This is a genomic window from Nonomuraea sp. NPDC003727, from assembly GCF_053586935.1.
In genome coordinates, this window is record NZ_JBSFNE010000027.1 from 37,730 (window position 1) to 53,408 (window position 15,679).

Genomic DNA, 15,679 nt, shown 5'->3' on the forward strand with positions numbered 1-15,679 from the left:
TCTCCTAGGTGAGGTTCTTGAGGGCCTGGTTCTGCCAGGCGGTGTTGGTGGGGAGCTCGGCGGTGCCGCCGGCGAACGCCCCGCGGGCCTGGGTGTCGGCCTGGAGGCGGTACCTCAGCCAGGCGGTCACGTAGCCGAGGAAGGCGCCGCCGGTGTTCTGGATGTCGTTGTGCCCTGCGCCCTTGAGCAGCGCCCTGCCCGCTCCGGCGGTGGCCTGGTCGTAGTAGCCCTGCACGGTCGCGGCCGAGGAGATCAGCCAGTCGTTCGCGCCGCTGAGGAAGAGCACCGGGCAGGTCAGGTCGGCGACGGAGAACTCATCTCCTGGGCCGGCCATCCACTGCGCGGGCACGGCGATCGGCACGACGGTCTTGATCAGCCCTGCGGAGTCGTTGGCCGCGTTGATGGATCCCCCCGCGCCCTGGGAGTGGCCGGCGGCGGCGACCTGGGCGGTGTTCAGCTTGCCGTGGAAGACGCTGGCGGGGTCGGTGTCGAGGCTGATGAGGTGCTGGGCGGCGGCGAGGATCTCGGCGCCGGTGCCCGTGGTCGTGTCGGTGGAGGCGACCACCGCGAAGCCCCACGAGGCGAGGTGGTTGAGCAGTCCCGGATAGTCGTCGGGGGTGGCCCACGAGCCGTTGCCCCATGTGACGATCGGGTGCGTGACGCCGCCCGAGCCCAGGGTGGAGGGGTAGTAGAGCCGGTGGCCGCCCGAGGTGCCGGTGGCGACCGGCCACGGACCCGCTGCCTTGTAGATCGTCTCGATGGTGGAGGCGGCGTTGGCCTCGGTGGTCCACGACAGGAATCCGGCCGGCATGAGGCCGAGTGCCCCTGCCCGTAACGCCTGCCGGCGGGTGAAGTTCTCCATGGTCACCTCGTAGGCTATTTGGAGACGTGAACGTCTCCTAAGAGAGGGAAGTACGATCGGGGAGCGATGTCAAGACACGAACAGAAGGAAGTTCCGGCGGGCCGGCCACTCCCCAGGGGGCGGCACGGACTGTCCCCCGACACGGTGCGCGACTCCCAGCGAAACCGCCTCGTGGAGGCCATGCTGAGGCTCGTCGCGAGGCGTGGATACGCCGCCACGAGCGTGCCGGACGTGATCGCCGCCGCGCGGGTCTCGCGCAACGCCTTCTACGCCCAGTTCGCCGACAAGGAGGCGTGCTTCCTCGCCGGATGCGAGCGCGACCTGCCCGATATGATCGACTCGATCTACACGGCCGCGTCGGGGGCGGGCGACCGCTGGCGCGAGGCGCTCCGGCTGGGGATGACCGCCTACCTGCGGTGGTGGCAGGAACGCCCGGAGTACGCGCAGGCGTACTTCGTGGAGTTGCCGAGGGCGGGTGAGCGGGCCGTCGAGCAGCGTGACGCCGCCTACCGGCCCTTCCTCGACATGCTCGGGGCGCTGGCCGCGCAGGCCAGGCTGGAGGATCCCTCGCTGCCGCCGCTGCGTGCCGCGGTGCCCCGCCTGATCGTCTACGGGACCACCGAGTTCATCGCCTCGGAGGTACGTGAGGGCCGTGTCGCCACTCTGACGTCGTCGGCCGGCGACCTCTACCACTACACGCTCACCCTGCTCGCCGGCCCCGATCACGGCATCGCGACCACTCCTTCCGCCTGAACCAGCCAGCCTTCGGGGAAGCACTCCTCCGCCGCCATGTGGGCCACGGCGGCCAGCAGGCCACCGTTGCCCGGCAGGTAGAGGGGCAGCAGCCCGGGCCACTGGTGGTTGTGGCCGCTGGCCAGGTAGGTGTTCTTCGGGGCGTCCATCAGCAGCGCGTCCACGGCGGTGTCAGGCTCGCCGAGCCTGGCCGCGCACATGGCGAGCATCGGGAAGTCCCAGCCCCAGGCGCTCTCCAGATCCCAGTCGGCGAGCACGTCGTGCAGGGTGGCCCGCATGGTCTCGGGGTCGATCAGCGGGGTGGGCGGCACGAACCCGAGCGCGCCGGTCATCGAGGGGTGGTCGGTCCTGATCGTGTACGGCTCCACGCCGATGGCCGCGTAGACGCCGTCGCGCACCAGTGGCCGGGCCAGGCCGTGCAGGACCCGCGCCCACTCCGGGTCGGGGGCGAGGCCGAGCAGGCCCCGCCACTGCTGGGCCGTCTCCAGCCCCCACCACCAGTAGGCCAGCTCGAACGCGGGATCGCGCACCAACCGCCTGGACTCGTAGTAGGACTCCTGCGCCGGGACCAGCGGCGGCCCCAGATGCCCGCCGCCCGCGAAGGAGGCCATGAACTCGGCCGTCTCGAACACCAGGTCCCGGTAGTCCTCCAGCGCCCCAGGGCGGATCCGGCGGAGCAGCTCGGCGAAGTAGATCAGGTGCGGCTGCTGCCAGATGATGAAGGCGCCGATCTCGCTCGGGCTCTCCCTGCCCTCCGGCCCCACCTGCTTGGGCCAGCGGGCGCCGCGGAAACCCTGCCGTCCGGCCGTGGCCCTGGCCCGCGGCAGGATCGAGCGGTACCACGGCAGGCTCCGCTCCAGCAGCTCGGGCCTGCCCCACAGGGCGAAGTGGGCGGCGTGCCACCAGTGCATCTCCAGGTGGAACTTGCCGCTCCAGGAGTTGACGGCCAGCCCGGTCTCCTGCGGCGGGGTGGAGCCCGCGCAGTTGACCGCGGTGAGGTACTGCGAGAGCACGACCCGGCGTTCGAGCTCGGGCGCTCGCGGGTCGGTGCTGCCGTCGAAGCTCACCGCTCCCCCGCTCGTCCAGAACCTCTCCCAGTGGTCGGCGGCAGCCGTACGGACCTGGGAGAAGGACGGGAGCGCGGCGCCGACGGGGTGGCGCGCGAACTCGACGACGAGCTCGAGCTCGTCGCCCTGGATCAGGTACACGTGACCGCCGGGCGACGTGAGCCGCGCCGACCCCGCCCACTCGGCGGCCACGTGGTACCGGTCCGCGTCCAGGACGCGGGTGAAGTCGCAGCGCGAGCCGTACGGCGTGTGCGTGAGCGCGTGCGTGGTGGTGTGCCTCTCGGGTTGGTCCCAGTCGGCGGTGGTGTGCCAGCCATCGCTGGCGTAGGGGAAGGCGATCCTGATCCCCGCGCCGCCCACGACGCGGACGGCCAGCAGGTCCCGCTCGGGGTGACAGACCGTCTCCACCTCGTACGGCAGGCCGCCCAGCTCGAAGGAGCTGGACAGCGTGCCGGTCCACAGGTCGAGGGTCTGCGCCGACCGGCCGAGCGGGGCGGCCTCGTCGACGTCGAGGCCGATCCGGCCGAGATGCAGGCGGTGCGGGTTCACGTGCAGCCAGCCTCCCGCCTCGGTGGCCGGATACAGGTCCGGATAGCCGACGCCGTCGTAGTCGGTGAGCGCGTCCTCCAGCACGTGGCCCTCGGGGTTGGGCATCGTGTGCCAGCCCCACTGCGCCTGCGTGCCCAGCGGCGCGAAGGTCTGCAGCCCGGTGGCGTCGGCGGTGAAGGCGAACTCGCCGTTGCCGACGGTGAGCGGACACCCGGCGTCGGCGACGGTGTGCCGGCGCACGAGCCTTTTCCTGTCTATGCTCACGCGCACCCCGGCGTGCCGGAGGCGCGCTGCTGGCGCATGGCGGTCACGTCGCCCGCGACGGCCGACTGGGCCATCGGGCCGAGGTCGAGCACGACGTCGGTGAAGGCGAGGGCCGCCTTGCGCATCGCCGGCAGGTCGATCGCCTCGGTGCCGAACTGCGGCGAGAACAGCGTCTTGGGCGCGGCGATGGGCGCGATGACGGGCAGCAGGTGCTGGTTGTACGGCGTGCCCTCGCCACCGAAGCCGCAGTGGTGCGGCACCGTGGCGAGGTCGGCCGCCGACAGGCCCTTGAGGATCGCGGTGCGCCTCACGTCCCAGTACTCGATGTGGCCCTTGACCAGTTCGCGCAGCGGCGTGCTCTCGCTGACGGGGACCATCAGCAGTTCGGTGAGGGCGGGGTTGGCGACGAGCTGCTTGCCCGGCAGGCCGTTCGGCCTGGCGACCGCGTCGTAGCGCTTGGCGCCGAGGTGCTCGAGCACGACGACGGAGGAGACCCCGCCCTGGTCGTACTCGGCGTCGAGCTGGGCGGCGAGCTGACCGGCGCCGCCCTCGCGGACGTCGGGGCCGGTCAGGTGCTGGTAGAGGTGGCCGGTCACGAACGCGAACTGCACGGTGCGCGGACGGCACTCCACCGGTAGCGACGACAGGTAGCGGGCCATCTCGATCATGGCGAGCGGGCCGTTGTCCCACACCGGGCTCATGCCGTCGGTGTGGCTCTCCACGACGATCTTCTGGGCGCTCCCGCCGGGAAGCGTCGCGAGCAGGGTGCGGGTCGTCGTCGGCGTCCAGGCGGCGTGCACGGTCAGCGCGGCCCGGACCGGCTGCCCGGCGGCCAGCGCGTCCTTGATCTGCTTGCCCTGGTCGGCGCCGACGTATGCGCCTGGCACGCCGTACGGCAGGCCCTCGTAGGGCGCGTACTGGCCCTGGATCTGAGCATGCGGGAGCTGGCTGACCTCGATCACGCCCACCGCGCCCGCGGCGGCGGCCGCCTTGAGGTCGGCGTCGGCCGCGGCCGGGGCCTCCATCGACTCCGAGCCGAGCAGGTTGATCGTGAGGGCCGGGTCGTACATGGAGTAGCCGAGGGCGGGCGGATAGAACAGCAGGTTGGGCATGTTGGTCCACGGCAGGTCCCGGACGACGATCTTCCCGGCGGCGTTGGCCGCGGTGATGTTCGTCCCTGCGGCCAGGTGGACGAGTGGCGCCGAGACGCCGCCCGCGCCGGTGGAGGAGGAGAACGGTACGGGGGCCGCGACCTGCACGGCCGTACCGCCGACGGTCAGGCCGGTGCCGAGGCTGTCCCAGCGGTCGATGGCGTAGGGCAGGGAGGAGAGCTGGAGGCCGGGGATGGCCGCCATCTCGTCCTCCAGCCAGTCGACGTAGTCGGCGTGCGCGGTGGAGCCGGTCGGCCTGGGGCCGAACGCCTCCTGCTGCTCGGCCAGGCTGCTCAGGCGGGCCTCGGCGGCGAACGCGGCGGGGTCGACCCTGACCGGGCAGGCCGGAGCGGCCGTCTGGGCGGAGGCCGATGGCGCGGGCGCGACCAGCGGGAGGAGAAGGGCGAGGAGAGCGAGTCGTCTCACGTGGGGGGTCCTTCCATCGAATCGTTTTAATTCTTGGTCCGCGACAGTCCCCCGACAGGCGGCCGGTGTTCAGCGGCGAGGCGGTCCTGTGGTTCCGCGGACGATCAGCGTGGGTGACACCGACGACGTCACCGATCGTGAGCGTCCCTCGATGCGTTCGACGAGCAGGCGCGCGGCGGTCGCCCCGATCACGTGCCCGTCCTGGTCGACGCTGGTGAGCGAGATGCGCTTGAGCGAGGCGATGCCGATGTTGTCGTATCCGGCGACGGAGAGGTCCTCCGGCACCGACAGGCCCGCCTCGTCGGCGGCGCGCAGCACGCCGAGCGCCGCGATGTCGGCCCCGGCGAAGATCGCGGTGGGCCGGTCGTCGCGCGCGAGCAGTTCCCGCGCGCCCTCGAAGCCGCCCTCCTCGGTGAAGGAGGTGGCCAGCACGTCGTCGGCGAGTCCGTGGGCGCGCATCGCCTGGCGGTAGCCTTCGGCGCGCACCGTGTGCGGCAGTCCCTGGGCGCGGGCCCGCTCCAGGTGGGTGATGTGCGCGATCCGGGTGTGCCCGAGCCCGACCAGGTGGTCGACCACGAGCCCCGCCCCCATCACGTCGTCGTCGACGACCGCGTCGTAGGCCGCGGCGCCGCCGTGCCTGCCCACCACGACGATCGGGATGGCCGTCGCGATGGCGGCGAGTTCGGCGTCCGACATGACCGGCGAGATCAGGATGAGCCCGTCCATGCTCCGGTCGATCATGGCGTCGGTCATCCTGGCCTGCGTCTTGGGCTCGATCCCGCCAGGTCCGAGCAGCACCTGGTACTCGGTGTCGCCCAGCCGGCCGGTGACGCCCTCGATGATGTCGGGGAAGAACGGGTTGCGGGTGTCCGAGAGCATGACGCCGAGGGTGTAGGTGCGTCCGCGCAGGGCGCGGGCCGCGGCGTGCGGGCGGTAGCCCAGCTCGTCGATGGCCTGCGTCACCTTGGCCTGCATCTCCGCGCTCACGCCGTAGGCCCCGCGCACCACCTTGGACACGGCGGCCGTGGAAACCCCGGCTCGCCTGGCCACATCGGCGATCGTCACCCGTCCGCTCGTCACACGCCGTCCTTCATAGAGCTTTCGTAGAACGCACTACACACTTTTCCGAAAGGTGAGGCTAGCCCGCTACCGGCACTCAGGTCTACCTCTTGACGGGCGATTCTCTCGTGCCCTAACAATGGAGAACGTTCTACACAGCAATCCCCAAAGTGAACAGGAGCACGGGCGTGAGAGCACCATCCCGTCTGCTCGGCGCGGCGATCGGCGCCGCCCTCGCCCTGTCCCTCTCCGGCTGCGGGTCGTCCGCCCCGGAGGGGACCGGTCAGGTGAAGCTGACCCTCTGGCACAACAGCGCGGACCCGGCGCCGCTGCTGGAGATGTACAGGAAGTTCGAGAAGCAGTCCGGCCACAAGATCGAGCTCGTGTCGATCCCGTCCGACGGCTTCGAGGAGACCACCCAGACCAAGTGGGCCACCGGCGACCGCCCGGACATCCTGGAGTACCACGCGACGGTGAGCGGCCTGCTCGCCCTCAACCCGGCCGAGAACCTGCGCGACCTGACAGGCGAGGCGTACATCGCCAGGTCCGGCGACCTCTACGAGGCCGCCGGGTCCGTCAACGGCAAGGTCTACGCCGCCATCACCGGCTTCCCCCAGGTCTTCGGCCTCTACTACAACAAGAAGGTCTTCACCGCGGCCGGGCTGACCCCGCCCTCGAACTTCGCCGAGCTCGCCGCCGCCTGCCCCAAGCTCAAGGCCGCCGGCGTCACGCCGGTCTTCGAGTCGGGCGGGTCGATCTGGCCGGTGCAGATCCTGCCCATCCTCTACCTGGCAGGCGCCAACCAGTCCAACGCGTACGGCAAGGCCATCGCGAGCCACAGCAGCACGCTGGCCGACGCGGGCTCGCCCTTCGTCGCCGGCCTGACCGCCTACGCCAAGCTGAAGGCCGACGGCTGCTTCAACAAGGACATCGTCACCGCCAAGTTCGAGGACTCCATGAAGGCCCTCGTGACCGGCAAGGCCGCCATGGTCGCCCAGCACTCCGACATGCTCCCGGCCCTCCTCGCAGCCGCGGACGGCGACCAGAAGACCGTCGACGAGTCCGTCGGCTTCGTCGGCCTGTCGAGCGCCAAGCCGCTCGCGACCTACGCGCCCGGCCCGATCGGCACGTTCTACCTGCCCAAGACCGGTGACGCGGCGCGGGAGAAGGCATCGCTCGACTTCGTGCGCTTCATGACCGGCCCTGCCTACGCCGAGTACATCACCGCGTCCAAGACCTTCCCCGTGTTCAAGGACGTGCCCGACCCGCAGGGCGTCTCGTCCGTGCTGCAGGACGTCAAGAAGGCGTACGACACCGGCGCGGTCATCTCCTTCAACTCCGACATCCCCGGCATGGGCGGGCTGGCCCAGCTCATGTCCGAGCTGATCGCCGGGCAGAAGGATCCGCAGAAGGCGGCGACCCAGCTACAGGGCCAGGTCGAGCAGGCGGCCAAGGCGGCAGGGCTGCCCGGATGGTGATGCGGAACAGGGTGGCCTGGCTGCCCTGGGCGCTGCCCGCGATCGTGCTGGTCACGGTCTTCTTCGTCGCCCCGTTCCTGCTCAACGTCCGGTTCGCGTTCTCCTCCTGGACGAGCTTCCGGGCCGAGATCACCTGGAACGGGCTGGAGAACGTCCGCACGCTGATCGAGCAGGACCTGCTGGCCAACGCGGTCACCGTGACCGTGCTGTACGCGATCCTGTGCATGGCGATCCAGAACACGGTCAGCCTCTCGCTGGCCCTGGCCCTCCAGCGGACCAGCCGGATCAACACCGTCTTCCGCTCGGCCTTCTTCCTGCCGACGCTCATCTCGCCGCTGGCCGCCGGATACATCTGGCGCGGGCTGCTCGCCCCCGACGGGGCGGTCAACTCCTTCCTCGGCATCGAATGGGCATGGCTGGGCGAACCGTCCACCGCGCTGGTGGTGGTCGCGTTCATCGACGCGTGGAAGTGGAGCGGGCTGATCACCCTCGTCTACATCGCGGGCCTCAACTCCATCCCGAAGTCGCTGCTGGAGTCGGCGACGGTCGACGGGGCCGGGTCGTGGACCCGGTTCCGGAGGGTGGTGTTCCCCATGCTCGCCCCGGCGCTGACCTTCAACGTGGCGGTCACGCTGGTGGGCGCGCTCAGCGCGTACGACGTGATCGCCGCCACCACCGGCGGCGGGCCCGGCGACCACACGCGGGCCCTGAACGTGGTGATGCGCCAGCAGTGGGGGCAGGGCTTCTTCGGCTCCGCCAGCGCGCTGGGGTTCACCGTGACGCTGCTGGTGATCGCCACCGCCGTGCCCCTCGTGTGGTGGCTGCGGCGCAGGGAGGTGACGGGATGAGAGCGGTCCTCAAGTACACGGCGCTGACGCTCTTCGCGATCCCGTGGGTCCTCGTGCCCGTCTGGCTCGTGGTCGTCAACTCGTTCAAACCCGCCGGCGAGGCCGCCGAGCTGGGCCTCGGCCTGCCCAGGACGTGGGCGATCGCCGAGAACTACGGCATCGTGCTCGACCGGGGCGGCTACCTGACGGGGCTGGTCAACAGCCTCAAGGTGACCGTGCCGATCGTGGTGGCCGTGGTGTTCCTCGGCGCGGCGGCGGCGTGGGCGTTCGGGCGCAGCCGGTCGCGGTGGCTTCAGGCGGCCTACTTCGTGATGGGGCTGTCGATCCTGCTGCCGCCGTCGATCATCCCGACCGTCTACCTGCTGCGTGCCCTGTCGCTGGACGACGGCTCGCTCGGCTATGTGCTGACCATGACCGGCTGCCGCCTGGGCATCGTGATCTTCCTGGCGACCGGATTCGTCCGGGCGTTCCCCCGCGACCTGGAGGACGCCGCCGCCATCGACGGCGCCTCCCGCCCGCAGGTCTTCGTCCGCATCCTGCTGCCCCTGCTGCGGCCGGTGCTGTTCGTCGGCAGCGTGATCCTGATCATCAACGTCTGGAACGACTTCTTCTTCGCCCTCTTCCTGCTGCAGGGCAGCGCGAACGCCACGCTGCCGCTGAGCCTGTTCCAGTTCGCCTCCGGCACCCTGCAGAGCCTGAACTGGAACCTCGTCTTCGCCCACGTCCTGCTCACCACACTGCCCCTCGTGGCGGTGTACGTCGTCGCGCAGAAGCGCGTCCTGGCCGGTCTTACGGAAGGTGCACTCAAGGGATGACCACTCACGACATCGCGCTCGACTGGGTCAGGCGCGAGATCAAGGAGGGGCGGCTGCCGTGCGCGGTGTTCGGCGCCGCCACCTCCGACGGGATCCAGGTGCTGGAGGCGTTCGGCGCGCACGACGGCCGCGAGACCAGGACCGAGGACCACTTCGCGCTGTTCTCGGTGACCAAGCCGCTCATGGGGCTGGTCGCCCTGCGCCAGGTCGAGCGCGGGCTGCTGTCGCTGCGCCGCCCGCTGCGGGACGTACTGCCGAACTTCGCCCGGCCCGACGTGACGCTCTGGCACCTGCTCACCCACACCAGCGGCATCGCCGAGCAGACGCTCACGCCTGACGACCTGCTGGAGCACCTCGTCACCGCGCCGTCGATGTTCGAGGCAGGCACGCTCAGCCAGTACTCCAACCTGGCCTTCGCCGGGATCGCGGAGATGGTCCGCGACGTCACAGGCCGCGACGTGGCCGACGTGATCGACTCCGCCCTGAACACGCTGGTGCCGGGCGGCGGGCGGATCACGTTCGACCCGGCGTGCGACGCGGCCGAGGTCCACGGCATCGAACTGCTCGGGCCTGGCTTCGACTTCGCCACGTTCGTACGGCTCCGCCACCCGGCAGGGGCGCTGTTCTCCCGCGCCGAGGACCTCCTGGCGCTGGGCGGGGCGCTGCTGCGCGGCGACCGCGGGCTGATCCACCCGACCACCCTGGCCGCCATGACGACCCCGCAGACGACCGGCCTGGTCAAGCTGCAGCCCGACCCGGTCAACGCCGGGCAGGACTGGGGCCTCACCTGGAACCTGCGCCACTCGGCTCCCGGACTGCTCGACCGGCGGCTGTACGGGCACGGCGGCGCCTCGGGGTGCCAGTGGTGGATGTACCCGGAGCAGGACGCGTGCTTCGTGCTGCTGATCAACGTGATGGCGCCGAGCCTGTCCGGCGTCGACGTCGACGGTCTGCACAACGCCTTCACCACCGGGCTCGATGCGTGAACCGGGATTCGGGGGTGCTCGGAGTGCAGGTCTCCGGCGCGCAGGCGCCGTTCATCCGTTCGGCCCTGCCCGCTCCACGGGTGGGCCTGACGTGCGGTCTGGCGGATCCGGTGGGCGTGGACGAGCCGTCGCCCCGGCTGTCGTGGGACGCCCGGCTGATCCAGGAGGCCACCGTGGTGGTGTCCTCGGACGGGCGCGAGGTGTGGCGGTCGTCCGTGCCTGCCGGATCGTACGGCGTGGACGTGCCGGATGAGTGGCTGGCACCGCTGACGCCGTACACGTGGAGTGTGGAAGGGCACGCGACCGGCGCGTTCACCACGGGCCTGCGGGCGCGCGGCGGGTGGGACGCCCCCTGGCTGGCGGGCGACCCCCGGGCGGCGGTGAGCCTGCGCGGGTCGTTCACCTGGCGTCACGCTCCCGGGCGCGCCTGGCTGGCCGCCACCGCGCTGGGCGTCTACCGGGCGCTGCTCAACGGGGTGCGGCTGGGCGAGGAGGAGCTGGCCCCCGGCTGGACCGACTACGGTCGCCGGACGCGCTATCGGCTGCTGGAGCTCACGGAGCTGCTCGTACCCGGCGAGAACGAGCTGGAGCTGTGGCTCGCTCCCGGCTGGTACGCCGGTCACGTCGCCGGCGGCGGCCCGCGCCGCTACGGCGACCGGCCCGCTGCCAGCGCCCAGGTGCTCGTACGGGACGACGACGGGGTCCGCCGCGTGTTCGCCACGGACGCGGCCTGGACCCGGCGGGATCTCGGCCGCCCGCGCGCCGACCTGGTGATGGGCGAGACCGTCCAGGCCCCATCCCGGCAGGTCGGACCCGCCGAGACGACGGCCGCCCCGGAGATCCTGGTGGAGGCCGACCCCGCTCCCCCGGTGCGGGTGACCGGCACGGTGCCCGCCGTGTCCGTGACCGAACCCGCGCCGGGCGTCCAGGTGGCCGACTTCGGGCGGAACGTCGTCGGGCGCGTACGGCTGCGCGTCGACGCGCCGGACCCCGTACGGATCGTGGTGCGGCACGGGGAGGAGCTGACCGCGACCGGGCGGCTCTACACCGACAACCTGCGCACCGCGGACCAGCGTGACGAGTTCGTCCTCGGCCCCGGCGCGCACGTCGTGGAGCCCGCCTTCACCCTGCACGGGTTCCGCTACGCGGAGGTCACCGGCTGGCCGGGCGCGCTGACGCCGGACGACCTGGAGGCGGTGCTGCTGTCCTCCACGCTCGCCGTCACCGGCTCGCTGACCGTGAGCGATCCCGCCGTACGGCAACTCGTCGCCAACATCGGCGCGTCGGCGGACGGCAACCTGGTGAGCGTGCCGACCGACTGCCCGCAGCGCGACGAGCGGACCGGCTGGACGGCCGACATCTCGGTGTTCGGCTCGACGCTCAGCTTCCTGCGGCACACGCAGGCGTTCCTGTCCGGCTGGGTGACGACGCTGATCGACGGGCAGCGGGCCGACGGCGCGGTCCCGCATGTCGCGCCGGTCCTGCCCGAGTACGGATACGACTCCCCCGTATGGTCCGACGCGCTGGTCGAGGTGCCGTGGCTGCTGTGGCGGCGCTACGGCGACGACCGCACGCTGCGCCGCGCCTACGACCCGATGCGGCGGTGGGCCGACTACTGCCTGGCCCAGGCCGAGGACGGCATCAGACCGGGCAGGGCCCTGGGCGACTGGCTGGCCCCCGGCACGGTCGAGACGCCCAAGAGCCTCATCGCCACCGCCGCCCTCGCCCGCAGCCTCCGCCTGGTCGCGCACGTGGCCGACGTGCTCGGCGAGCCGCACGCGCCGGAGTACGGCGAGGCGTTCACCCGCGTGTCGGGCGCCTTCCAGCGGGCCTTCCTCAGCGGGCCGAGGCTGCACACCGAGACGCAGACCGGCTACGCCGTCGCCCTCGCCTGGGACCTGGTCCCGCCCGAGGACCGGGCCGCGTCGGCGCAGGCGCTGGCCGAGCTGGTCCGCGCCGACGGGCACCGGCTCATGACGGGCTTCGTCGGCACCCCCCTGCTGCTGCCCGTGCTGTCCGAGACCGGCCACCACGACCTGGCGTGCCGGATCTTCAACCAGGAGGGCTATCCGTCCTGGCGCTACCAGCTCCGCGCCGGGGCGACGACCATGTGGGAGCGCTGGGACGCCTGGCACCACCGGCACGGCCTGCAGACGCCGGCCATGAACTCCTTCAACCACTACGCCTACGGCTGCGTGGGCGACTGGCTGTTCCGGCACGTGGCGGGCCTGGGCGACGACCCGCGCGGGACAGGTGGCGGCTTCGGCGAGCTGCTGCTGCGTCCCGGCCCCGTCCCGCTGCTGCGCCAGGCGCACGCCCGCTACGAGAGCGCGTCGGGGACGGTCGAGTCGGGCTGGCGGGCCGGGCCCGACGGGGTGCAGTTCACGTTCGCCGTCCCGGAGGGCGTGACCGCCCGCGCGGTGCTGCCCGTGCGCGGCGCATGGGACGGGATGAGCGTCAACGGCACCTTCCTCATGGGCCTCAGCGAGCAGCTGCCGACCACCAGGCTGGCCGACGGGGGCTGCGCCCTGAACCTGCCGCCGGGCCGCTGGTCGTTCACGGCCCCTGCGGCGGCCACGGCCCACCTGCTCCAGGAGTGGGACGACCTGGGCCGGTGAGCTGGTTGTGAGGCTTGCGGTCACCACTCGTGTCGCTTGTCGTCACTGAGTGGTGACGCCGCCTGACGGGTGAGGCGCCGCTCGGCCGTACAGGCAACTACAGTCAGCTGACGGAAGCCGGGCCCCACCACGCGTCCGTAGCGTCGGCGGCATGCACGTTCCCACCTACTCTCTCGCCGAGCGAGACCGCCGCTGGGCGCTCGCCCGGCAGATCATGGAAGCCGAGGGCGTCCAAGCTCTCATCGCCTACGGCGAGCATGAATGCGCCGACCTGGCGCCCTTCGCGCCGGATGTGTACTTCACCAACGACCGTCCCGGTGCGATCGTCATCTTCTGCCGCGACGCCGACCCGATCCAGCTGACCTGGTCCACGCTTCCCGTCGCCGACCACATCCAGGCACGCAGACGCGGCGAGGAACTGTGGATCGCCCCGCGCGACATCCGCGTCGCCAAGCACGCGGCAGGCGTGGTCGAGGTCCTGCGCGAACACCGCCTGGAATCCGCGGCGGTCGGCGTGCTCGGGCTGGACCCCTACCCGCCCTTCCACATCAACCCGATCATGCCGCACGGCTTGTGGAGCCAGGTACTCGCCGAGCTGCCCGAGGTGACCTTCACGCCGGTCGGGCTGAGCCACCTGTTCGCCACCATCTGCCAGTCGGAGGAGGAGCTGGCGGTCGTCCGGCACTCAGCCGCCGCCGGTGACGCGATGGCCCGGGCCATGCTGAACGCGGCCAGGCCCGGCGTCAGCGAGGCCGAGGTGTACGCCGCGGGTATGGCGGCGGCCTTCCAGCGCGGCGTGGCCGCCCCCGACATGCTGCTGTCCTCCGGTCCCGGGTTCATCTCCTGGGGCCCGCCCGCCTGGTCCTACCGCCCGCAAGCGCCACGCGTCATCGACGACGGTGACGTCATCATGGCCGAGGTGTTCTGCCGGTTCGGCATGAAGGAGACCCAGCACCAGGTCGCCATCGCCGTCGGCGAGCCGCACCCCGACATCGAGCTGGGCGCCGAGGTCGCCCGCGCCAGCTACGAGGCCGGGCTGGCCGCGGCCCGGCCAGGCAACACCTTCGGCGACCTCGTCGAGGCCATGCAGGCCCCGTTGAAGAACGCCGATGCCTGGAACATCCACCCGCTCGTGCACACCCTCAACCCGATGGGGCCCGTCTGCGGCTTCGGCGCGGGACTGCGCCGCGTGCCCGAGGCCCAGGAGTACGGCCGGCTGTTCGAGGTGCCCACCATGGGCGGCGAACTCCCGCTGGCCCCCGGGATGACCTTCGCCTTCGAACCCAACGCCGTCATCGGCGACCACCTGGTCAATCTCGGCGGCACCGTCGTCATCGGCGAGGAGGAACCCCACGAGCTCAACCCGTTCACCGCCCAACTGCTGAGGAGCAACTCATGATCACCGTCGACCACGTCGCCCGCTATCCCCAGCCGGTGGAGGCCGTCTTCGCCGTGCTGGCCGACCTGGGTGGATACCCGGCATGGCAGTCAGACGTGCTGGAAGCACACCTCGACGGTCCACTGCGGGAGGGCGCCGCCCTCAACCAGGTGCGCAAGGTGATGGGCCGCCGTACCGAGATCGCCCTCACCGTGACCGAATGCCTGCCCGGCGCGCGCATCTCGCTGCGGACCGCGCCGGGCACCCGACCCGGCGTCTCTCAGACGTACGGCGTGCTGCCTGCCGAGGGTGGGTGCGCGGTGGAGTTCCGTCTGGAGCTCGACGGCGTGCCGAAGATGGCAGAGCATCTCGTCAAAGCCCAGCTCGGCAAGCAGGTGCCGCTGATGTTCGAGCGTCTGGAGGCCCAGCTGTGACCACCCGCATCCCCGACCGTGAGATCGCCGAACGGCCCGCCGGATACGCCGGACCCAACCTCTCACCCGCAGGTTTGCGACTGCTCCCCCGCGAGTTGGCGCCCGGCGTCCACGCGCTGATGGCGAACCTGCCGCCGAAGGACAACAACGGGCTCGTCGTCGGCCACGACACCGCCCTGATCGTCGACGCGGGAATCACCCCCGAGGTGTCTCGGCAGATCCAGGACCTGGCCGCCGAGCTGACCGACCGGCCGGTGCGCTACCTCGCCAACACGACCTACCACGGCGACCACACCTTCGGAAACCTGGCCTTCCCCGAGGACACCGTCATCGTGTCGTCACGCCTCAACAAGGAGAACATGGCCGATCTGGACTACGAGAAGCAGGTCAGGTCGGGCAACATGTACGGCGACGAGGCGTCGTTCACCGCCGTGACCCGCTGGCGGCTCCCGGACATCACCTTCGACTCCTTCGCCGAGATCGACCTCGGCGGCCGAACAGTCCAGCTCTGGCACTTCGGCCCCGGCAACGGCCCCGGCGACACCGTCGTCTACGTCCCCGACACGCGGACCGCCTGGACCGGCAATTTCCTGGCGCACGCGGGCATCGCGCACATGCTGCTCCAGGGCGGCCCGCTGCCGTACCTGGAGTCACTGCGCCGGATGAGGCAGGCGCTGCCCGACCTGGAGACGATCGTGCCCGGCCACGGCCCGATGGGCGGCGGGCACGCCGCCATCGACACGCTCATCGCCTATCTGGAACTGCTGCACGAGGAGGTCCTCGCCGCTGTGCGGGCCGGCCGTCCCTTGGATGAGACGATGGCCGCCTGCACCAACCCGTGGGCCGAGCGACTCGATCCGGAGCTGTCAGCCGCGCTCGCCACCTACCAGGTCCCACCGGACCTCGCCCGGCACGCCATGCTCGACCTGTGCAGGAACCTGCATCGGCTCAATATCCTGGCGACCTACCGCCTCTATGTGGGACGTTGAAT

Annotated in this window: 13 protein-coding genes; 9 read left to right on the top strand and 4 right to left on the bottom strand. The window is 71.3% G+C overall.

Annotation, left to right across the window (positions count from 1 at the left end):
• Positions 1–4: 4 nt before the first annotated feature.
• Positions 5–862, bottom strand: coding sequence for a poly(ethylene terephthalate) hydrolase family protein (locus ACWDLG_RS40385; RefSeq protein ID WP_449930202.1), 858 nt, complete (start codon positions 860–862; stop codon positions 5–7).
• A gap of 180 nt (positions 863–1,042) precedes the next feature.
• Between ACWDLG_RS40385 and ACWDLG_RS40390 the strand changes: the two genes are divergently transcribed.
• Entirely contained in the window at positions 1,043–1,615 is a 573-nt protein-coding gene (locus ACWDLG_RS40390) for a TetR/AcrR family transcriptional regulator (RefSeq protein ID WP_449930203.1), read from the top strand.
• On the opposite strand, the gene ACWDLG_RS40395 is transcribed toward ACWDLG_RS40390, so the two are convergent.
• The 3 genes from ACWDLG_RS40395 to ACWDLG_RS40405 form a co-directional block, all read right to left on the bottom strand.
• The gene (locus ACWDLG_RS40395) at positions 1,585–3,471 is read right to left on the bottom strand and encodes a hypothetical protein (RefSeq protein WP_449930205.1); all 1,887 of its coding nucleotides are present in this window, start codon (positions 3,469–3,471) and stop codon (positions 1,585–1,587) included. The two genes, ACWDLG_RS40390 and ACWDLG_RS40395, sit on opposite strands and share 31 nt — an antisense overlap.
• A 20-nt stretch (positions 3,472–3,491) precedes the next feature.
• Positions 3,492–5,072 carry a hypothetical protein gene (locus tag ACWDLG_RS40400; RefSeq protein ID WP_449930207.1) on the bottom strand — a complete coding sequence of 527 codons (1,581 nt, stop codon included), beginning with the start codon at positions 5,070–5,072 and terminating at the stop codon, positions 3,492–3,494.
• A 69-nt stretch (positions 5,073–5,141) separates the two neighbouring features.
• Positions 5,142–6,152: a LacI family DNA-binding transcriptional regulator gene (locus tag ACWDLG_RS40405; protein WP_354922112.1), complete on the bottom strand. Its 1,011-nt coding sequence runs from the start codon at positions 6,150–6,152 to the stop codon at positions 5,142–5,144.
• 167 nt (positions 6,153–6,319) lie between these two features.
• Here ACWDLG_RS40405 and ACWDLG_RS40410 point away from each other — a divergent pair, with 167 nt between their 5' ends.
• The 8 genes from ACWDLG_RS40410 to ACWDLG_RS40445 all read left to right on the top strand — a co-directional run bounded on the left by ACWDLG_RS40410 (position 6,320) and on the right by ACWDLG_RS40445 (position 15,677).
• Positions 6,320–7,609 carry an ABC transporter substrate-binding protein gene (locus ACWDLG_RS40410; RefSeq protein ID WP_449930209.1) on the top strand — a complete coding sequence of 430 codons (1,290 nt, stop codon included), beginning with the start codon at positions 6,320–6,322 and terminating at the stop codon, positions 7,607–7,609.
• Positions 7,609–8,457, top strand: a complete 849-nt coding sequence (locus ACWDLG_RS40415) for a carbohydrate ABC transporter permease (RefSeq protein WP_449930211.1) — start codon at positions 7,609–7,611, stop codon at positions 8,455–8,457. Before ACWDLG_RS40410 ends, ACWDLG_RS40415 begins: the two co-directional genes overlap by 1 nt.
• Positions 8,454–9,272: a carbohydrate ABC transporter permease gene (locus tag ACWDLG_RS40420; RefSeq protein ID WP_449930213.1), complete on the top strand. Its 819-nt coding sequence runs from the start codon at positions 8,454–8,456 to the stop codon at positions 9,270–9,272. Before ACWDLG_RS40415 ends, ACWDLG_RS40420 begins: the two co-directional genes overlap by 4 nt.
• On the top strand, positions 9,269–10,258 hold the full coding sequence (locus tag ACWDLG_RS40425) for a serine hydrolase domain-containing protein (RefSeq protein ID WP_449930215.1): 990 nt from the start codon (positions 9,269–9,271) through the stop codon (positions 10,256–10,258). Before ACWDLG_RS40420 ends, ACWDLG_RS40425 begins: the two co-directional genes overlap by 4 nt.
• A gap of 14 nt (positions 10,259–10,272) precedes the next feature.
• The gene (locus ACWDLG_RS40430) at positions 10,273–12,876 is read left to right on the top strand and encodes a family 78 glycoside hydrolase catalytic domain (protein WP_449930217.1); all 2,604 of its coding nucleotides are present in this window, start codon (positions 10,273–10,275) and stop codon (positions 12,874–12,876) included.
• Between the two features lie 151 nt (positions 12,877–13,027).
• Positions 13,028–14,275, top strand: coding sequence for a M24 family metallopeptidase (locus tag ACWDLG_RS40435; RefSeq protein WP_449930219.1), 1,248 nt, complete (start codon positions 13,028–13,030; stop codon positions 14,273–14,275).
• On the top strand, positions 14,272–14,688 hold the full coding sequence (locus ACWDLG_RS40440) for an SRPBCC family protein (RefSeq protein WP_449930221.1): 417 nt from the start codon (positions 14,272–14,274) through the stop codon (positions 14,686–14,688). Before ACWDLG_RS40435 ends, ACWDLG_RS40440 begins: the two co-directional genes overlap by 4 nt.
• Positions 14,685–15,677 (top strand): MBL fold metallo-hydrolase, encoded by a 993-nt coding sequence (locus ACWDLG_RS40445; protein ID WP_449930223.1) that lies wholly within the window; start codon positions 14,685–14,687, stop codon positions 15,675–15,677. The genes ACWDLG_RS40440 and ACWDLG_RS40445 overlap by 4 nt, the downstream gene beginning before the upstream one ends.
• The last annotated feature ends 2 nt before the right edge of the window (positions 15,678–15,679 follow it).